A 17,330-nucleotide genomic window follows, 5' to 3' on the forward strand; every position below is an offset into this window, starting at 1 on the left:
AAGATGACACAATGGAAAATCAAAAGCAATATCCAATGACTCAAGAAGGTTTTGAGAAATTAGAACTTGAACTTGAAGAGTTAAAAACAGTTAAACGACCAGAAGTTGTTGAAAAAATTAAAATTGCTCGTTCATTTGGCGATCTATCAGAGAACTCAGAATATGATGCTGCTAAAGATGAGCAAGGTTTTATCGAACAAGATATCCAACGCGTAGAACATATGCTACGTAATGCACTTATTATTGAAGATACTGGTGATAACAACCAAGTACAAATCGGTAAAACAGTGACATTTGTTGAATTACCAGGAGATGAAGAGGAAAGTTACCAAATCGTTGGTTCAGCAGAATCAGATGCATTTAAAGGTAAAATTTCTAACGAATCACCTTTAGCTAAAAGTTTAATCGGTAAAAAATTAGACGACGAAGTGCGTGTGCCATTACCAAATGGTGGCGAAATTAACGTTAAAATAGTTAATATTAAATAAATTACAAAATCCCCCTAACACATTAATGTGTTAGGGGGATTTTTATACTAGTTGATATATTTATATACTTGTTATGTATTTTTTGGTAAATTATTAGCAATGAACAATTTAAAACCTTAAAAATTATTTTGAATTACTGGGATATATATTTAAAACATTTAACTATTAAATGAATTTATTATTTGTAATAAGTTATTGGAATTAAGTTTATTTTCTGTTAAATGATACAATGAAAATATTAAGTGTGCAATTTATTGTTTTATAAAATTAATTGAGCATATAACAAAGGGGAGTATATGTTGGAATTTAAGTTTATTAATGAACAGTCGATTATGATTTACTTTAACAATCACATCGAGGCCGAAACGTTCCAAAAAGTACAACAAGTAGAGCAATATATTAAATTACAAAATAATCCAGCAATTATTGAAATGGTGCCCTCGTATCGAGCGATTTTGTTGTACATAGATACAAATCAAAGTGATATTAAAAAAATTGTATCTGAGTTGAAACTAGACCAGCTTGATTTAGCGCAATTCAACAACGAAGTGACGCATCATAAAACCGTACATATACCAGTACTATACGGAGGAGAGTATGGTCAAGATTTAGGTGAAGTAGCCAACCATAATGAAATATCGACCGATGAGGTTGTTCAAATGCATACGAATAATACATATTTAATTTATATGCTTGGTTTTATGCCAGGATTTCCATTTTTAGGCGGTTTGCATGCAAAGTTGCATACACCGCGGCGTCAAGATCCTAGAACACGAATACCTGCAGGTTCTGTAGGTATTGCGAACAATCAGACAGGACTATATCCCAAAGAGTCGCCAGGCGGGTGGCAAATTATAGGAAGAACACCACTCAATGTCTTTGATATTAACAGAGAAGCAATGTGTTTATATGCAGCTGGGGACTATATTAAATTTTATTCTATAACAGAAGCAACCTACCATGAAATAGTGGAAGAACAAAAACATAATAATTTCAATATAGATAAGTGGGTGGAAATTTAATATGAGTATAAAAATAATTAAACCGGGGTTGTTTAGTACGGTACAAGATAAAGGGCGAATTGGTTATCAAGATCAAGGTTTTTCAACTGCCGGAGCCTTAGATACTTATGCTTTCATGTTAGGCCAAACATTGATTGGTAATAAAGGGCCAGCAATAGAATGTACGGTTATAGGTCCTGTCATTCAATTCTTAGAAGAAAATACATTTGTTATCACCGGTGCAGACTTTAATTCCCAATTAAATGATTACAACATACCTAGTCATACGGTGATAAAAGCAAGAAAAGGAGACGTCTTGACATTAGGGTCTGCAATGGAAGGGGCTAGAGGTTATATTTTGTTCGGAAATCCGATGGACATACCCAAAGTAGCTAATAGTTATGCAACGCATGTGCGAAGTAAAATTGGTGGCTTTCAAGGTCGTAGTCTAAAGCAAAATGATATCATTAATTGTCTCTACAACGAAAACTATGCAGTGCATTTAGGATATAGTGCTCAACGAGACACAGATATTTTTAAACAACAGACAATTTATATTATTGAAGGGCCGCAAATGAACGCCTTTACTCAAGATAAGATAACTACTTTAACATCAACAAAATATAAGATTTCTGAAAAATCAGACCGCATGGGTTTTCGTTTGCAAGGTGAAACCATCCCTCCCCAAAATGGTGCAGATATCATTTCTGAACCTGTAGCTTTAGGGAGTATTCAAGTACCTAACGATGGAAATCCTATTATTTTACTTAATGATAAGCAAACAGTAGGCGGATATACAAAAATTGCGACAGTTAGTGCTATCGATTTACAAATTTTGGCTCAGAAAAAACCAGGTGACACAATTTGTTTTGAATGGATTTCTGTAGAAGCAGCAACTCAAAAATTAAAGCAAAAAGAAGTTGATTTCAAAACGCAACTTGAAAGAATTGAAACTATGCCAATTTATGATATGTCACAACTGAGATCTACATCGATGCGAATTAAAAACTTATTAAAAGGAGAATCACAATGAACATTGAAAAAATAGAGCAATTAATAAATTTAGTGAAATCTAATAATGTAAAGAAATTTAAATATAAAGATCATGATAGTGAAATAGAGCTCGATTTTACTGAAAATAATGAAGCTAGATGGGCAGCTCAACAAAGCACTTTAGAAAGCCAATATAGTAATGACTCAGCATTACAAGGCAATCATTCCAATCAAACGCAACGTGTAGCGCAATTCAAAACAGTAAAATCTCCTATGGTAGGAACATTCTTCCTACAAGATGAAAAAGAACTGACCAACCCATTAATTAAAGTAGGAGATGCAATCAAACAAGGGGATACAATTGGTTATATTGAAGCGATGAAAGTCATGAATGAGGTTACAAGTGAAGTTGATGGTGTCATTGATGAAATCCTCGTTACACATGGTTCAAATGTAGAATACAATCAAACGATCGTCAAAGTAAAATAAGTTCAAACAAAGGGGTGTTTTTATTGTATCGTGTGTTAATTGCAAACAGAGGTGAAATAGCTGTGCGTATTATTCGAGCATGTAGAGAATTAGATATTAAAACAGTTGCTATTTATGCTTTAGGAGATGAAACAAGTTTACATGTGAGTTTAGCGGATCAAGCTATTTGTATAGGTGATGTTAACCCATTAGATAGTTATTTGAATCAAGATCGAATTATCAGTGCTGCAAAAATTAGTGGAGCCAATGCTATACATCCAGGTTATGGATTTTTATCAGAAAGCGTATCCTTTGCTGAAAAAGTTGAAGAGAATGGGCTTTACTTTATTGGTCCTACTAAAAAAACAATGGAAATGATGGGAGATAAAATAACTGCTCGTCAAACTGTTGAGAAAGCAGGCGTTCCAATTATTCCTGGGTCTACGAATGATATCAAATCATTAGCTGAAGTGAAGACGATTGCTAAGGATATTGGTTTTCCACTTGTATTAAAAGCGGCAAGTGGTGGTGGTGGTAAAGGTATCAGAATTGTTAAATCAGAAGATATGTTAGAACAATCATATAGAGAAGCTAAGAGTGAAGGTAAAAAATACTTTGATGATGATCGAATCTATGTGGAAGCTTTTATACCAGTTGCCAAACACGTAGAAGTACAAGTCATGGGTGATGGTAGGAACGCATACATACACTTAGGCGAAAGAGATTGTTCAGTGCAGAGAAAGAATCAAAAATTAATCGAAGAATCACCTTGTGCTGCGATATCTGAAGAAACGAGAGTAGCTATGTGTAAGGATGCTGTCAAAGTTGCAAAAGCATCAAATTATAGAAGTGCTGGAACAATAGAATTTCTAGTAACAAAAGAGGCTTATTTTTTCATTGAAATGAATGCACGTATTCAAGTAGAACATACTGTGACAGAGATGAGAGCGAATAGAGACTTGTTGCAGGCTCAATTATACCTATTACAACATGGCACATTACCGTTCACCCAAGAGGATGTGCAATTTGACGGACATGTCATTGAAGCAAGAATTAATGCTGAAAATCCAGAACGTAAATTTCAACCTTCTCCAGGCACAGTGAAACAATTACATTTACCTCAAGGGTTTAATGTGCGCGTGGATAGTTTGCTTTATCAAGGTTACACCGTGTCATCTCATTATGATTCACTTGTAGCTAAAGTGATTGTAAAAGCGCCGAATCGTCAATTAGCTATAAAGAAATTAAAAGTCACGTTGGATGAAATGGTGATTGATGGATTTACAACGACCGCCGACTTTCTGTATGCAGTATTATCTTATCCGCTATATGCAGATGGGGACGCTAAAGATGTAGATATTAAATTTTTGGACAGACATCAAATTATCAAGGGGGTATCATAATGAAAGTTGATTTAAATTGTGATTTAGGTGAGGCATTCGGTAATTATTCATTTGGCGGGGACGAACAAATTATTCCACTTATTACTTCTGCAAATGTTGCATGTGGTTTTCATGCTGGTGATCAGCATGTCATGAATCAAACGATTAAACTTGCAAAGGAACATGATATAGGTATTGGCGCACATCCGGGATTACCGGATCTTCAAGGATTTGGACGACGGAATATGGACTTATCGCCTGATGAAATCTATGACATTGTCATCTATCAACTTGGTGCATTAAGTGGTTTTTGTAAAATTCATAACGTTAAAATTAATCATGTGAAACCACATGGTGCTCTTTATCAGATGGGAGCCAGAGATAAAGATATTGCACATGCGATTGCTCAAGCGGTATATGATTTTGATGCATCACTATACTATGTAGGGCTTTCTAATACTTTATTAATTTCAGAAGCCAAAAACATTGGCCTTAAAACAGCTTCCGAAGTATTCGCAGATAGACGATATGAAGACGATGGTCAACTTGTTAGCCGTAAAGCAGATGATGCATTAATCACTGATACTAAAGAAGCAATAGCGCAAGTAGTTAAAATGGTTAAGTCGAAAAGCGTAACCACAAAAAATAATCGGGAAATAGACATAGAAGCAGATACAATTTGTGTACATGGTGATGGCGTACGTGCACTTGAATTTGTTTCTGAGATCAAGGAAAAATTATCGAAAGAAGGCGTTTCTATAACGAAATTAGGGGGATAAATCACTTATGGGGAAAAAGTTGAAAGCTCAAGACAAAGATTTTGAGTTTACAAAAGAACATAAAAGATTACTATTAGGCTCAGTATTTTTAATGGCAACATCAGCGATAGGACCAGCATTCTTAACACAAACAGCGGTTTTTACGGCTCAATTTACGTCGAGTTTTGCATTTGCTATTTTATTATCTATTCTTATAGATATCGGAGCACAAATAAATATTTGGAGAGTATTAGTTGTTACAGGTAAACGTGGTCAAGAAGTAGCAAACGAAATTGTTAGTGGTCTTGGCACTTTTATTTCAATATTAATCGCTATTGGTGGTTTAGCATTTAACATAGGAAATATTGCAGGTGCAGGATTAGGCTTAAATGCAATTTTTGGTTTAGATGTTAAGATAGGCGCTGCGCTTACTGCAATCTTATCAATTGGTATATTTATAAGTAAAAGTGGTCAGAAGATTATGGATGTAGTAACTATGTCTCTAGGTATATTGATGATTGTCGTAGTAGCATTTGTTATGTTTAAAGCGAATCCACCATATGCAGAAGCAGCCAAGCATTTAGTTATGCCTGAACAACCCCTAGCCCTTGTATTACCAATTATTACATTGGTTGGAGGGACAGTAGGAGGTTATATTACATTTGCAGGTGCACATAGAATACTAGATTCTGGAATTAAAGGTAAAGAATATTTACCATTTGTAAATAAAGCTGCAGTTTCTGGAATTTTAACTACAGGCGTATTGAGAACCTTATTGTTTTTAGCAGTACTTGGTGTAGTTGTGACGGGTGTTTCGTTAAGTTCAGAAAATCCACCTGCATCAGTGTTTGAACATGTTTTAGGCCCAGTCGGTAGAAATATATTCGGTATAGTACTGTTTGCTGCAGCAATGTCTTCAGTGATAGGATCTGCATACACAAGTGCAACGTTTTTAAAGACACTGCATAAATCTGTATATGATAAAACGAATATCATTGTCATAACATTTATCGTTATTTCTACATTAGTATTTTTGTCACTAGGCAAACCAGTTACATTGCTTATTGTTGCAGGTGCGCTTAATGGTTTGATTTTGCCGATTACTTTAGGAACAGTATTAGTAGCGAGTAAACGGAAATCTATAGTTGGCGATTATCACCACCCAGCTTGGATGTTGATTTTTGGAATTGTTGCGGTTGTGGTTACACTCGTTACAGGCATTTTTTCACTTCAAGGTTTAACAGAATTATGGGGTAGTTAAATACGTATTTCTAAAAAGACTCTAAATGGTACAGCCCAATCTGTATTATTTAGAGTTTTTGATTTTATGTATACAATTTATGAAATTTAGTAAGTATCTATGTAATAATTTATCCTAGGTAGAGCAGTTATAACAAGTAGTTACTGAGGTAATATATATGGTAGCTAATGAATGCATAGAATTTAATATAAATATTGTAACAATGATCGAGGTATCAATATAAATGTGGTAGAATAGCAAAGGCTAGGATTTTAAGATGAGGTGAATTATAATGATAGGTATTATAGGTGCTATGGAAGAAGAGGTAGCAATCTTAAAAGATAAACTTATAGAATTAGAAGAAATCAATATTGCGCATGTGATATTTTATAAAGGGAAATTACAAGGTAAAGAAGTAGTACTCACACAAAGTGGTATAGGTAAAGTGAATGTAGCCATTTCTACTACATTACTAATTGAAAAATTCAAACCAGAATTAGTTATTAACACTGGATCAGCTGGCGCGTTAGATACATCGTTAAATGTTGGTGATATTGTAGTGAGCGATATGGTATCTTATCATGATGCAGATGCCAGAGCGTTTGGATATCAATTGGGTCAGATTCCACAAATGCCGGCTCAATTTACTGCGGATAAACAACTTTATGATAAGGCTATAGTTGCAATTAATGAGCAAGACCTTGTTGCTAAAACGGGTTTGATTGTAAGTGGTGATAGTTTTATTGGAACAACTGAACAAAGACTACAAATAAAAACCAATTTCCCACAAGCAATGGCTGCAGAAATGGAAGCTACTGCAATTGCACAAACGTGTTATCAATTCAATTTGCCATTTATTATCACTCGTGCGATTTCTGATTTGGCTGATGGCGATGCGGGTATTACTTTTGAAGCATTTTTAGAAAAAGCAGCTATTTCTTCTAGTAAAATTGTAGAAAGCTTAATTAAATCTATATAAAAAGGTGAAAATAAATAATGGGTATGATAAAGAATTATTTTATGCCAAATGAATATGTACAGTCGATTTTTCAAATCGATTTTCATAAACTTGCAGCATCAGGTGTAAAAGGTATTGTTACTGACTTAGATAATACGTTAGTAGGTTGGGATGAAGCAGCACCAACAGAAGCGGTTAAAAATTGGTTTGATAAAGCTAGAGCATTAGGCATTACTGTAACAATAGTCTCTAATAATAACGAAAAACGCGTAGGAAGTTTTTCGAAGTCATTAAATGTTGATTATATTTTCAAAGCTAAAAAACCACGTGGACGTGCATTTGACCGAGCTGCAAAATCAATGCAATTAGACCCTTCTGAAATAGTGGTTATTGGCGATCAAATGCTGACAGATGTTTTTGGTGGAAATAGACGTGGCTTATTTACAATAATGGTAGTGCCAGTCAAACAAACAGATGGTTTTATTACTAAATTCAATAGAATGATTGAACGAAGATTGTTACAGCATTTTCGTAAAAAAGGATATATCACATGGGAGGAAAATTGATTGAATGAAACTGAAATTTTAAAATGTATAGGATGCGGCGCGCCATTGCAAGCCGAAGATCCAGATGCACCAGGATATGTACCTGAACATAATTTATATCGAGAAGATGTAATATGTAAAAGATGTTTTAGATTGAAAAATTATAATGAAGTACAGGACGTAGGTTTAGAGAGTGAGGACTTTTTAAATCTATTGAATGGTTTAGCAGAAAAAAATGGCATTATTGTTAATGTTGTAGATGTATTTGATTTTGAGGGTTCTTTTATCAATGCGATTAAAAGAATTGTTGGAAACAAAAAGATTATACTTGTAGGCAATAAAATGGATTTATTACCTAAACAAATTAATAAACGCCGTGTCAAAGAATGGCTTAAGAAAACGGCACGTAAATACGGCCTAGAAGCTGAAGATGTGGTATTAATTTCTGCTGAAAAGAATGAAGGCATTGAAGACTTGTTAACTTCCATTAATACACTTCGTAATCATGAAGATGTTTATATTGTTGGTACAACAAACGTTGGGAAATCTACATTAATCAATAAATTGATTGAACGTAGTGTGGGAGAGAAAGATGTCGTTACGACTTCAAGGTTCCCGGGTACTACTTTAGATATGATAGATATTCCATTGGATGAAAAAACATTCATGTATGATACACCAGGTGTGATACAAGCACATCAAATGACACATTTTGTTACCGAAAATGAACTTAAAACCATTATGCCTAAAAAAGAAATTAAACAACGCATATACCAATTAAATGAAGGACAAACTTTATTTTTTGGCGGTTTAGCGCGTATAGATTATGTGAGTGGCGGCAGAAGACCATTAGTATGTTATTTTTCAAATGAGCTTAATATCCATAGAACAAAAACAGAAAATGCGAATGAGTTATGGCGTAATCAACTCGGTTCATTGCTAGCACCACCTAATAACCCTGAAAATTTTGATTTAGAAGATATTAAAGCGGTTAGGTTGGAAACTGGTAAGGAAAAACGAGATGTTATGATTTCTGGATTAGGATTTATTACCATTGACGAAGGTGCTAAAGTGATCGTACGTGTTCCGAAAAATGTCGATGTTGTTTTAAGAAATTCAATAATGTAAGGTGGATTTAATATGAAGTATGCAGTAATAGGTAACCCTATTGATCATTCATTATCACCAGTTATGCATAATGCAAATTTTGAAGCGATAAATGATAATTCAACTTATGAAGCAATTAATATCTCGGAAAAGCAATTTCATCTTATAAAAGAGATTATTAATGAAAAGTCCTTATCTGGATTTAATGTTACGATACCGCATAAAGAGCGTATTATACCGTATTTAGATGATATAGATGATCAAGCCAAAACAGTAGGTGCGGTTAATACTGTGAAAATCGAAAATGGCAAATGGATTGGTTATAATACGGATGGTATTGGATATGTAACTGGTCTTAAACAAGTTTATCCAGATTTGAAAAGTGCATATATTTTAATTATAGGCGCTGGCGGAGCAAGTAAAGGTATAGCTAGTGAACTAGCGAAATATGTACAACCCACTTTAACTGTCGCAAATAGATCTCTAGATAGATTTGAACATTGGAATTTAGAAGTAAATAAAATAAGTTTAAAAGAAGCGGAAGCTGCGCTTTCTGAATTTGATATTGTAATTAATACTACACCAGCTGGTATGAAAGATAATAAAGAGGTCGTTATCAGTCTCGATCAATTGTCAGTACATACTTTGGTGAGTGATATCGTGTATATTCCTTTTAAAACACCTATTTTGGAAGTTGCTGAGGCCAAAGGAAACCCCGTACACAATGGGTTAGATATGTTTGTATATCAAGGCGCTGAGAGTTTTAAAATATGGACAGGAAAAACACCGCAAATTCAAGTTATGAAAGATGCTGTTTTAAAGCGCTTATAAAAGGAGAAAAAATATGTTAACAGGTAAACAAAAAAGGTTTTTACGTAGTAAGGCACATAATGTAGATCCAGTTTTTCAAATAGGAAAATCAGGCATTAGTGACAATATGGTTACTCAAATTAAAGATACATTAGAAAATAGAGAATTAATAAAAATACATGTATTGCAAAATAACTCTGAGGATAAAAATGATTTAGCCCAAAGTTTAAGTGATGCAACACGCAGTGATATCGTTCAAGTTATCGGGTCAATGATTGTATTGTACAAAGAATCACAAGACAACAAACACATTCAATTACCATAATGGTTAAATCAATTGTATTATATGGTGGACAATTCAACCCGATTCATACTGCTCATATGGCTGTAGCAAGTGAAGTTCATCATAGCGTTAACCCAGATAAATTTTATTTTATACCAAGCTTTATGTCACCGTTAAAAGTACATAATGAATACTTGAATGCTTCTGATAGAATAAAAATGATACAATGTGCTATTGGTGAGCTTGGGTTTGGTGAAATTTATCTTGATGAGATTGAACGTGAAGGCCAAAGTTATACTTATGATACAGTGATGCATGTTTTAAAGGATTACCCTCAAGCTAAAATATATTTTGTTATTGGTACAGATCAGTACAATCAACTTGATAAATGGTATAAGATTAATGAATTGAAAGCTAAGATTACTTTTATCATTGTTAATAGAGATCAATCGACGCAAGAAGTTGATCACGACATGTTAGCAGTTAATATTCCACGTATTGATATTAGTTCAACATTAATTAGAGACAGAGTTAGAAATAAAGAAAATATACAAGTGCTAGTTCCTCAAAGTGTTGAACGTTATATCAGAGAGGAAGGATTATATGAAAATTGATCAAGCAATAGATTTAGTTAAAGAAAAATTACCTGAAAAACGCTTTAATCATTCGCTAAGAGTGGCTGAAACTGCAGTGAAGTTAGCAGACATCTATGATGGTGATAAAGATAAAGTTGAACTTGCAGGTATACTTCATGATTATTCTAAATATGACGACTTAGGTTCTATGTATCAAATTGTTCAACAGCACAATTTAGATAGTAATTTATTAAGCTATGGATCAGAAATATTACATGGGCCTGTGTGCGCTATAATTATGGAAGAACAGTATGATATTGAAGATGAGGAAATATTACTTGCTATAAAAAATCATACCACTGGCAGGGCGCAAATGACTCTAACTGAGAAACTTGTGTTTGTTGCCGATTATATTGAGCCAGGTCGTCAGACCCCAGGCGTTGAAGAAATTAGAGATTTAGCATACAATCAAGGTAGCTTAGATATTGCAATTTATGAAATTTCTAAGCGCACAGTTTTGCATTTAATTAGTAAAGATATTAATGTTTATGACGCGACGATTGCATGCTTGAATTATTACAATTATAGTGACGAAAGAGTAAAGGATGATTAAATGAGTTCAGATCAATTATTAAACATAGCTGTCGAAGCAACAGAGAATAAAAAAGCAGAAGATATAATTTCTTTGAAAATGAAAGAAATAAGTGATGTAGCGGATTATTTTGTGATATGTCATGGAAACAATGAAAGACAAGTACAATCCATAGCTCGAGCAGTTAAAGATGCAGCGAACAAAGCAGAAATTGAAGTTAAACGAATGGAAGGCTTTAATGAAGCAAGATGGATTCTTATAGACTTATCTGAAGTTGTTGTGCATGTATTCCACAAAGACGAGCGCGATTATTACAATCTAGAGAAATTGTATCGTGATGCACCACTAGAAACTTACGTACAGGCTGTTTATTAATTATGGTCCAATATGAAGAAATGAGCTTGTTTTATGATCAATTAACCTTAGATCAGCCCTATGAATCTTGGCTAGACATCGTAAATCATTTTGCTGAGAACAAGTCATCTATTTTAGATATTGGTTGTGGGACAGGCAGTTTCACTTCATTATTAACAGAATTTGATGATGTAACGGGTATGGATTTAAGTGTTGATATGCTTTCAATAGCAGCTCAAAAATCTAAAAAAGTAAATTGGATTGAAGGCGATATGACTGAATTCAGTCTTAATCAGTCTTTTGATGTAATTACAATATTTTGTGATTCACTGAATTATTTACCTGAACAAGACGATGTATTGGCAACTTTCAACCAAGTTTTTGAGCATTTATCATCTGATGGGGTATTTATGTTTGATGTTCATACTGTTTATAAAATGAATACCTTATTTAACAACCAAAGCTATATAGATGAATCGGAAAGTGTGTTTCTTGGTTGGGAAGCGGTTCAAGGTGAAGAACCTTTAAGTGTTTGGCATGATATGTCATTCTTTATTAAGCAAAAGGATGAGCAATATGCTAGATTTAACGAATCGCATTACCAACGCACTTATACAAAACGTGAGTATGTTGATATGTTAGAGCGTGTAGGTTTCAATAAAGTTCATACATTTGTTGATTTTGATATAAATAACTCAAGTGATGAAGGATATAGATTGTTTTTCATTGCTAAAAAATAAAAGTAAAATCACTCCCTTATACGTGTTTAGTATAGAGGAGTGATTTTTTATGTTTAATCAATGGGATATTTTAAAAGGCTTGATTATAAAAAACAAGCTACTGATCACTATTTTGTCGATAAGTATCGTAGCTTTATTGCTAATTATCTCCCAGTTTATAATGACAAAAGACTATGAATCAGATTTTGAGGCATATACTGACAAATCCAATGACAACATAGCAACATCGCCAAAGCCATCTTCAACTAAAGAAGGCGGGTTGTCTAATAGTAAGCGACAAGTAATGAATGAGCACAATACAGATAGTGTATTCGTCGATATTAAAGGTGCTGTTAAACACCCTAATGTATATGAAATGAAATCAACAGATAGGGTCAAACAATTATTAGATAAAGCAGGCGTCACAAATAAAGCGGATTTAAATAAAGTAAATCTTGCTGAAAAACTATCAGATCAAAAGTTGATTTACATACCTGAAAAGGGAGAAAGTGAGAAAGCTATATCAAATAATCATAATAATTTAGATAATAGTAAAAATAATACCTCACGTTCGATGGTGGCAAATGATACTTTGAATTTAAATCAAGTCACTGAAACAGAGTTGTTATCAATTCCTGGTATAGGACCTATGAAAGCTAAATCAATTATTGAATACAGAGAAGAACGAGGATCTTTTGATTCAGTTGAGCAATTGAAAGAAATAAAAGGTATTGGTGATAAAACATTTGAAAAATTGAGTAGTTACTTTACAGTATAGAAATGGGTTGCTTTATATTACAATTAAAATTATTCTATTAATAATACATATTTAAACGGAGGTTTAACACCATGGATCGCATTAAATGGGAAGAATACTTTATGGCTCAAAGCCACTTACTAGCTTTACGCTCTACTTGTGAAAGATTATCTGTAGGTGCAACGATTGTCAAGGATAATAGAATTATAGCTGGGGGATATAATGGTTCTGTCTCTGGAGAGGTACATTGTATCGATGATGGGTGTTTATTAGAAGATGGTCACTGTATACGTACAATTCATGCAGAAATGAATGCGTTGCTACAATGTGCTAAACAAGGTGTTTCAACAGAAGGAGCAACTATTTACGTTACACACTTCCCTTGTTTGAACTGCACGAAATCCATTATACAGGCAGGTATTCAAACGATCTACTACGCTGAAGACTATCACAACCATCAATATGCATTGAAATTATTAACACAATCAGGTATAGATTATAAAAAAATCGAATTTAATCAAGAACATGTAGCACAATATCTCGTTAATAAATAGATTATGATTTATTATGCAATTGCATATTTAGTAGGTATGTTATGGTTACATGTTAGGTTAATGGCACTATTTGTTTTCTTTTTGTTATTATTCATAGCAATTAGAAAACAATTGAAGTTGATTCAATTCATATCAATCGTTATACTCCCTATTTTAAGTTTTATGATGTTTCAAAATGATTTAGTACATACAAGAGATCAACGCACTACGCAATATAACAATACGCATTTACAAAGCCAAGCTTATTTTCTAACTAAACCAGTATTGAAGCATCAAAAACTACGAGGGAAAGTGGAGATTGATCACCAAATTTTTACATTTTATTACTATTTAAAGCATAGCACCAAAGAGAATATAGAAAATAAATTATTCCAAAAATCATGTTTTGTTAGGGGAGAATTGTCATCAATCAATAATCGGTTCAATGATAAAGCTACACTGTTTGTTAGAGCGATAGATTTGGGTAGTTGTAAAGGTAATGAATCAGGCCATCAATACCTTTTAGAAAGACATAAGGCCTTTATATTCGACAAATTGAAGGCGACCCATATCAAAGGTCCTGAAAAAATCATTGCGCTAATTAGCGGTGATACATCGAATGTTGATGTGAATGATTTAGAGAAGTATAAAGAAATTGGTATCTATCATCTCTTGGCAATTAGTGGCACTCATGTAGGGATTATAGTAACTATTATTTTTTATGTATTAAACTTATTTAGAATGCCGCTGTTTTTTATTAAATTTGTAATTGTAATTTTACTGCCATTATATGTCTTATATACAGAATTAGCACCGAGTGCAATGAGGGCAGTTATAGTAACTATCATAGTCATTATTCTCCCAAAAAGAATATTCCGAAATACTATGAATATTCTAGCGTTTAGTTTTATAACGTTGACTTTAATTCACCCATCTTTAATCTATCATATAGGATTTCAATTCTCATTCATGATTACCTTCTTTATTTTATTATCTTTACCTTTACTAGAGAAGACGACCGCGTTTAAATCTACGTTTTATATCACTTTTATTGCTCAATTAGGGTCTCTTATCATAAGTGCACATTATTTTAACCAAATACAATGGATAGGCTTTATATCTAATTTATTCTTTGTGCCTTTTTACGTCTTTATATTATATCCTCTTACACTTATTTATTTCATTATCAATCATTTGCCAATTGAAATTCAATTACTTACAGGATTGTTGAACTTAGTTATTAAAATACACGATATTGTTGTTGATACATTCTATAGTTTAAGCTTATATAAATGGTATATACCAGAATTGAATGAATATTTTTTAGTAATAGCATTGGCAATGGTATTAGCTGCATTAGTAGCGATTGTACATAAAAAGCTCAAAATTTTGACTGGTCTAATGATACTTATATATATCACGGTAACAGTATTACCACGTTCTAATGATTATCGACTCACTATGTTGAATGTAGGTCAAGGTGATGCGATTTTATTTGAAACAAATAAACAGCACACGTTGCTTATAGATACTGGAGGTAAGCTACTTGAAAAGGGTGAAAAGGCTACACATAATATCGCTAGATACCACATATTACCAACTTTAAAAAAGCGAGCCATAAAAACAATTAATTATTTAATTATAACCCACCCGCACCAAGATCACATAGGAGAATTAAATTATTTAATTGAAAAATATAGAATCGAAAACATTATAGTGAATAGTCCTAGTATGAAAAGTGAACAGTTAAACAGTTTAAAAAAACAATGTAAAAATAATGAAATACAATTGTATGATTTTAGAGAAAAACAAAATTTTGAATTAGATAAAGCAGTTATAAATTTAGTAGATGTAACAATAAATGCATCAGATGATTTAAACGAACATTCTATTGTGACATTGATAACCTATGAAAAATATAAAATGCTATTGATGGGCGATGCGACCACAAATAATGAAAATGAGTTATTAAAGCAGTTCGACTTAAAAGCAGTTGATGTGCTGAAGGTTGGACATCATGGAAGTAAAACGAGTACGAGTGAGGCCTTTATACGAGCCATTACCCCTAAGGTAAGCTTGGTTTCTGTAGCGCACAATAATCGATATAACTTACCCAATCAAGAAACTATAAATCGATTAATTAGTTATCATTCTCAAGTTTATCAAACAGCTAATCATGGAGAAGTTACAATTAATTTCAAAGAAAATATGTATATCAAAACAGAAGAGAAGTAATGATTTTAACTAGTGAGATGTATAGCTGCATGCTATAATGTTTTAATGTGTAATAGTGATGAAAGGGTGCTACATATGAGCGATAATATAATTACAGTATACGGAGAAGTACCTGAATTGATTGAAAAAAAATCGACCGAGATTATCGAAAATTATTTAGATGCTCCCAAAGATGATTTTAACTTTGTTAAATATAATTTATATGACAGTGATTTATCTTCCATAATAGAAGAGACATTAACAATGCCTTTTTTCTCTGATAAAAAGGCCGTTTTAGTACAGAATGCATACGTCTTTACTGGAGAAAAACCACCTAAAGATTTAAATCATAATATTGATTTGCTTTTAGAATTCATAGAAAAATATGATGGTGAAAGTATGATTGTATTCGAAGTCTATCAACCCAAATTAGACGAACGTAAAAAATTAGTGAAAACATTAAAAAAGAAAGCCCAATTAAAGAAAATAGAGCAAATGTCAGAAGAAGAGATAAAAAAATGGATAAAAAATGAACTGCATTCAAACTATAAAGATATTAAACAAGATGCATTAAACTTATTTATTGAACTAACTGGTATTAATTTTAATATCGTTAAACAAGAGATAGGAAAATTAGTCCTTTTCCTAGGTGAAAGAGCAACAATTAATAAACAAGATGTGGAGCAAATTGTAAATAGAAGTTTAGAACAAAATGTATTTTTATTAACAGAATATATTCAAAAAAATAATAAGGTCAAAGCGATACAACTTGTCAAAGATTTGATTGCGATGAAAGAAGAACCGATTAAACTTTTAGCGCTTATAACGAGTAACTATCGACTTTTCTATCAAAGTAAAATACTGTCTCAAAAAGGGTATAGTGGCCAACAAATTGCTAAAACGATTAATGTTCACCCTTATAGAGTGAAGTTAGCACTTAATCAAGCAAGGCATTATCACTTAGAGAGTTTGTTAAATATTATGGATAGCTGTGCAGAAACAGATTATAAATTAAAGTCTTCTTATATGGATAAACAACTTATTTTAGAACTTTTTATTTTATCCTTATAAAAAAAGTGAGTAATCATTGATTACTCACAAGCTTTATTTCAAACTATAAATAAAAAAGTTCAAGCCATAGCTTGAACTTTCTTATTATTTGTTAGCTGTCATTAGTGAAGATTTGATACGAGCAGCTTTGTTTGTGTGGATTAAGTTGCGTTGCGCAGCTTTATCTACTTTTTTCAAAGCAAAACTAACTAATTCAGCTTTGTTATCAGCATTTGATGCAGTAGCTGATTGAGCTCTCTTAACCGCTGTACGCATTTCATTCTTTTGAGAAATGTTGCGCTCCTCAGCAGTGTGAGTAGTTTTAACACGTTTAATTGCAGATTTAATGTTTGGCATGTGTGTCACCTCCTAAAAGTGAACTTCGCTATCAAATTTGATTTGATTACAACAAGAAATATTTTATCAAAACCAGCCGGTTTCTGCAATCATTTATTTACGCAATGCGCTTAAAAGCGTAAAAATAATACATTTCTATTTGGAAA

The 17,330-nt window shown here is 32.8% G+C and carries 21 protein-coding genes; 20 read left to right on the forward strand and 1 reads right to left on the reverse strand.

Going from position 1 to position 17,330, the window contains the following annotated elements:
• The first annotated feature begins 11 nt into the window (after positions 1 to 11).
• The 20 genes from greA to holA all read left to right on the forward strand — a co-directional run bounded on the left by greA (position 12) and on the right by holA (position 16,848).
• Positions 12 to 488, forward strand: coding sequence for a transcription elongation factor GreA (gene greA, locus QMO72_RS06540; RefSeq protein ID WP_069823908.1), 477 nt, complete (start codon positions 12 to 14; stop codon positions 486 to 488).
• Positions 489 to 787: 299 nt separating this feature from the next.
• Positions 788 to 1,510 carry a 5-oxoprolinase subunit PxpB gene (pxpB, locus tag QMO72_RS06545; RefSeq protein WP_103267871.1) on the forward strand — a complete coding sequence of 241 codons (723 nt, stop codon included), beginning with the start codon at positions 788 to 790 and terminating at the stop codon, positions 1,508 to 1,510.
• A 1-nt stretch (position 1,511) separates the two neighbouring features.
• Positions 1,512 to 2,522, forward strand: a complete 1,011-nt coding sequence (locus tag QMO72_RS06550; protein ID WP_103267869.1) for a 5-oxoprolinase subunit C family protein — start codon at positions 1,512 to 1,514, stop codon at positions 2,520 to 2,522.
• Positions 2,519 to 2,971, forward strand: coding sequence for an acetyl-CoA carboxylase biotin carboxyl carrier protein (locus QMO72_RS06555; RefSeq protein WP_103267868.1), 453 nt, complete (start codon positions 2,519 to 2,521; stop codon positions 2,969 to 2,971). Before QMO72_RS06550 ends, QMO72_RS06555 begins: the two co-directional genes overlap by 4 nt.
• Positions 2,972 to 2,994: 23 nt before the next feature.
• A complete protein-coding gene (locus QMO72_RS06560; RefSeq protein ID WP_103267867.1) occupies positions 2,995 to 4,353 on the forward strand; it encodes an acetyl-CoA carboxylase biotin carboxylase subunit in 1,359 nt (452 codons plus the stop codon).
• Positions 4,353 to 5,111 carry a 5-oxoprolinase subunit PxpA gene (pxpA, locus tag QMO72_RS06565; protein WP_103267866.1) on the forward strand — a complete coding sequence of 253 codons (759 nt, stop codon included), beginning with the start codon at positions 4,353 to 4,355 and terminating at the stop codon, positions 5,109 to 5,111. The genes QMO72_RS06560 and pxpA overlap by 1 nt, the downstream gene beginning before the upstream one ends.
• 7 nt (positions 5,112 to 5,118) lie before the next feature.
• The gene (locus tag QMO72_RS06570; RefSeq protein ID WP_103267865.1) at positions 5,119 to 6,351 is read left to right on the forward strand and encodes an NRAMP family divalent metal transporter; all 1,233 of its coding nucleotides are present in this window, start codon (positions 5,119 to 5,121) and stop codon (positions 6,349 to 6,351) included.
• Between the two features lie 271 nt (positions 6,352 to 6,622).
• A complete protein-coding gene (gene mtnN / locus QMO72_RS06575; protein ID WP_069823914.1) occupies positions 6,623 to 7,309 on the forward strand; it encodes a 5'-methylthioadenosine/S-adenosylhomocysteine nucleosidase in 687 nt (228 codons plus the stop codon).
• Between the two features lie 17 nt (positions 7,310 to 7,326).
• Positions 7,327 to 7,854: a YqeG family HAD IIIA-type phosphatase gene (locus QMO72_RS06580; protein ID WP_069823915.1), complete on the forward strand. Its 528-nt coding sequence runs from the start codon at positions 7,327 to 7,329 to the stop codon at positions 7,852 to 7,854.
• A complete protein-coding gene (yqeH, locus tag QMO72_RS06585) occupies positions 7,855 to 8,961 on the forward strand; it encodes a ribosome biogenesis GTPase YqeH (protein WP_103267864.1) in 1,107 nt (368 codons plus the stop codon). It abuts the gene before it with no gap.
• A gap of 12 nt (positions 8,962 to 8,973) precedes the next feature.
• Positions 8,974 to 9,771 carry a shikimate dehydrogenase gene (aroE, locus tag QMO72_RS06590; protein ID WP_103267863.1) on the forward strand — a complete coding sequence of 266 codons (798 nt, stop codon included), beginning with the start codon at positions 8,974 to 8,976 and terminating at the stop codon, positions 9,769 to 9,771.
• A 13-nt stretch (positions 9,772 to 9,784) separates the two neighbouring features.
• On the forward strand, positions 9,785 to 10,075 hold the full coding sequence (gene yhbY / locus QMO72_RS06595; protein WP_046836591.1) for a ribosome assembly RNA-binding protein YhbY: 291 nt from the start codon (positions 9,785 to 9,787) through the stop codon (positions 10,073 to 10,075).
• The gene (nadD, locus tag QMO72_RS06600) at positions 10,075 to 10,647 is read left to right on the forward strand and encodes a nicotinate (nicotinamide) nucleotide adenylyltransferase (protein ID WP_103267862.1); all 573 of its coding nucleotides are present in this window, start codon (positions 10,075 to 10,077) and stop codon (positions 10,645 to 10,647) included. Before yhbY ends, nadD begins: the two co-directional genes overlap by 1 nt.
• Positions 10,637 to 11,221 (forward strand): bis(5'-nucleosyl)-tetraphosphatase (symmetrical) YqeK, encoded by a 585-nt coding sequence (yqeK, locus tag QMO72_RS06605; RefSeq protein ID WP_103267861.1) that lies wholly within the window; start codon positions 10,637 to 10,639, stop codon positions 11,219 to 11,221. The genes nadD and yqeK overlap by 11 nt, the downstream gene beginning before the upstream one ends.
• The gene (rsfS, locus tag QMO72_RS06610) at positions 11,222 to 11,575 is read left to right on the forward strand and encodes a ribosome silencing factor (protein ID WP_069823920.1); all 354 of its coding nucleotides are present in this window, start codon (positions 11,222 to 11,224) and stop codon (positions 11,573 to 11,575) included. It begins immediately after the preceding gene.
• Between the two features lie 2 nt (positions 11,576 to 11,577).
• On the forward strand, positions 11,578 to 12,294 hold the full coding sequence (locus tag QMO72_RS06615) for a class I SAM-dependent DNA methyltransferase (protein WP_103267860.1): 717 nt from the start codon (positions 11,578 to 11,580) through the stop codon (positions 12,292 to 12,294).
• A gap of 49 nt (positions 12,295 to 12,343) precedes the next feature.
• Complete coding sequence (locus QMO72_RS06620; RefSeq protein ID WP_103267859.1) at positions 12,344 to 13,051, forward strand: helix-hairpin-helix domain-containing protein; 708 nt, start codon at positions 12,344 to 12,346, stop codon at positions 13,049 to 13,051.
• A gap of 71 nt (positions 13,052 to 13,122) precedes the next feature.
• Positions 13,123 to 13,584 (forward strand): ComE operon protein 2, encoded by a 462-nt coding sequence (locus QMO72_RS06625; RefSeq protein WP_046836585.1) that lies wholly within the window; start codon positions 13,123 to 13,125, stop codon positions 13,582 to 13,584.
• A gap of 36 nt (positions 13,585 to 13,620) precedes the next feature.
• On the forward strand, positions 13,621 to 15,798 hold the full coding sequence (locus QMO72_RS06630; RefSeq protein WP_286093259.1) for a DNA internalization-related competence protein ComEC/Rec2: 2,178 nt from the start codon (positions 13,621 to 13,623) through the stop codon (positions 15,796 to 15,798).
• A 75-nt stretch (positions 15,799 to 15,873) separates the two neighbouring features.
• Complete coding sequence (holA, locus tag QMO72_RS06635; protein WP_103267858.1) at positions 15,874 to 16,848, forward strand: DNA polymerase III subunit delta; 975 nt, start codon at positions 15,874 to 15,876, stop codon at positions 16,846 to 16,848.
• 84 nt (positions 16,849 to 16,932) lie between these two features.
• Here holA and rpsT read toward each other — a convergent pair whose 3' ends face one another.
• A complete protein-coding gene (gene rpsT / locus QMO72_RS06640) occupies positions 16,933 to 17,184 on the reverse strand; it encodes a 30S ribosomal protein S20 (protein ID WP_046836583.1) in 252 nt (83 codons plus the stop codon).
• Between the last annotated feature and the right edge of the window lie 146 nt (positions 17,185 to 17,330).

The organism is Staphylococcus casei, assembly GCF_030294405.1.
GTDB classification, from domain to species: domain Bacteria; phylum Bacillota; class Bacilli; order Staphylococcales; family Staphylococcaceae; genus Staphylococcus; species Staphylococcus succinus.

Bases quoted from the DNA above. Each gene is read 5' to 3' on its own strand.
- greA (WP_069823908.1), top strand. From the start codon at position 12: ATGGAAAATCAAAAGCAATATCCAATGACTCAAGAAGGTTTTGAGAAA.
- QMO72_RS06550 (WP_103267869.1), top strand. From the start codon at position 1,512: ATGAGTATAAAAATAATTAAACCGGGGTTGTTTAGTACGGTACAAGAT.
- QMO72_RS06555 (WP_103267868.1), top strand. From the start codon at position 2,519: ATGAACATTGAAAAAATAGAGCAATTAATAAATTTAGTGAAATCTAAT.
- pxpA (WP_103267866.1), top strand. From the start codon at position 4,353: ATGAAAGTTGATTTAAATTGTGATTTAGGTGAGGCATTCGGTAATTAT.
- QMO72_RS06570 (WP_103267865.1), top strand. From the start codon at position 5,119: ATGGGGAAAAAGTTGAAAGCTCAAGACAAAGATTTTGAGTTTACAAAA.
- mtnN (WP_069823914.1), top strand. From the start codon at position 6,623: ATGATAGGTATTATAGGTGCTATGGAAGAAGAGGTAGCAATCTTAAAA.
- QMO72_RS06580 (WP_069823915.1), top strand. From the start codon at position 7,327: ATGGGTATGATAAAGAATTATTTTATGCCAAATGAATATGTACAGTCG.
- aroE (WP_103267863.1), top strand. From the start codon at position 8,974: ATGAAGTATGCAGTAATAGGTAACCCTATTGATCATTCATTATCACCA.
- yhbY (WP_046836591.1), top strand. From the start codon at position 9,785: ATGTTAACAGGTAAACAAAAAAGGTTTTTACGTAGTAAGGCACATAAT.
- nadD (WP_103267862.1), top strand. From the start codon at position 10,075: ATGGTTAAATCAATTGTATTATATGGTGGACAATTCAACCCGATTCAT.
- yqeK (WP_103267861.1), top strand. From the start codon at position 10,637: ATGAAAATTGATCAAGCAATAGATTTAGTTAAAGAAAAATTACCTGAA.
- rsfS (WP_069823920.1), top strand. From the start codon at position 11,222: ATGAGTTCAGATCAATTATTAAACATAGCTGTCGAAGCAACAGAGAAT.
- QMO72_RS06615 (WP_103267860.1), top strand. From the start codon at position 11,578: ATGGTCCAATATGAAGAAATGAGCTTGTTTTATGATCAATTAACCTTA.
- QMO72_RS06620 (WP_103267859.1), top strand. From the start codon at position 12,344: ATGTTTAATCAATGGGATATTTTAAAAGGCTTGATTATAAAAAACAAG.
- QMO72_RS06625 (WP_046836585.1), top strand. From the start codon at position 13,123: ATGGATCGCATTAAATGGGAAGAATACTTTATGGCTCAAAGCCACTTA.
- QMO72_RS06630 (WP_286093259.1), top strand. From the start codon at position 13,621: ATGTTATGGTTACATGTTAGGTTAATGGCACTATTTGTTTTCTTTTTG.
- holA (WP_103267858.1), top strand. From the start codon at position 15,874: ATGAGCGATAATATAATTACAGTATACGGAGAAGTACCTGAATTGATT.
- rpsT (WP_046836583.1), bottom strand. From the start codon at position 17,184: ATGCCAAACATTAAATCTGCAATTAAACGTGTTAAAACTACTCACACT.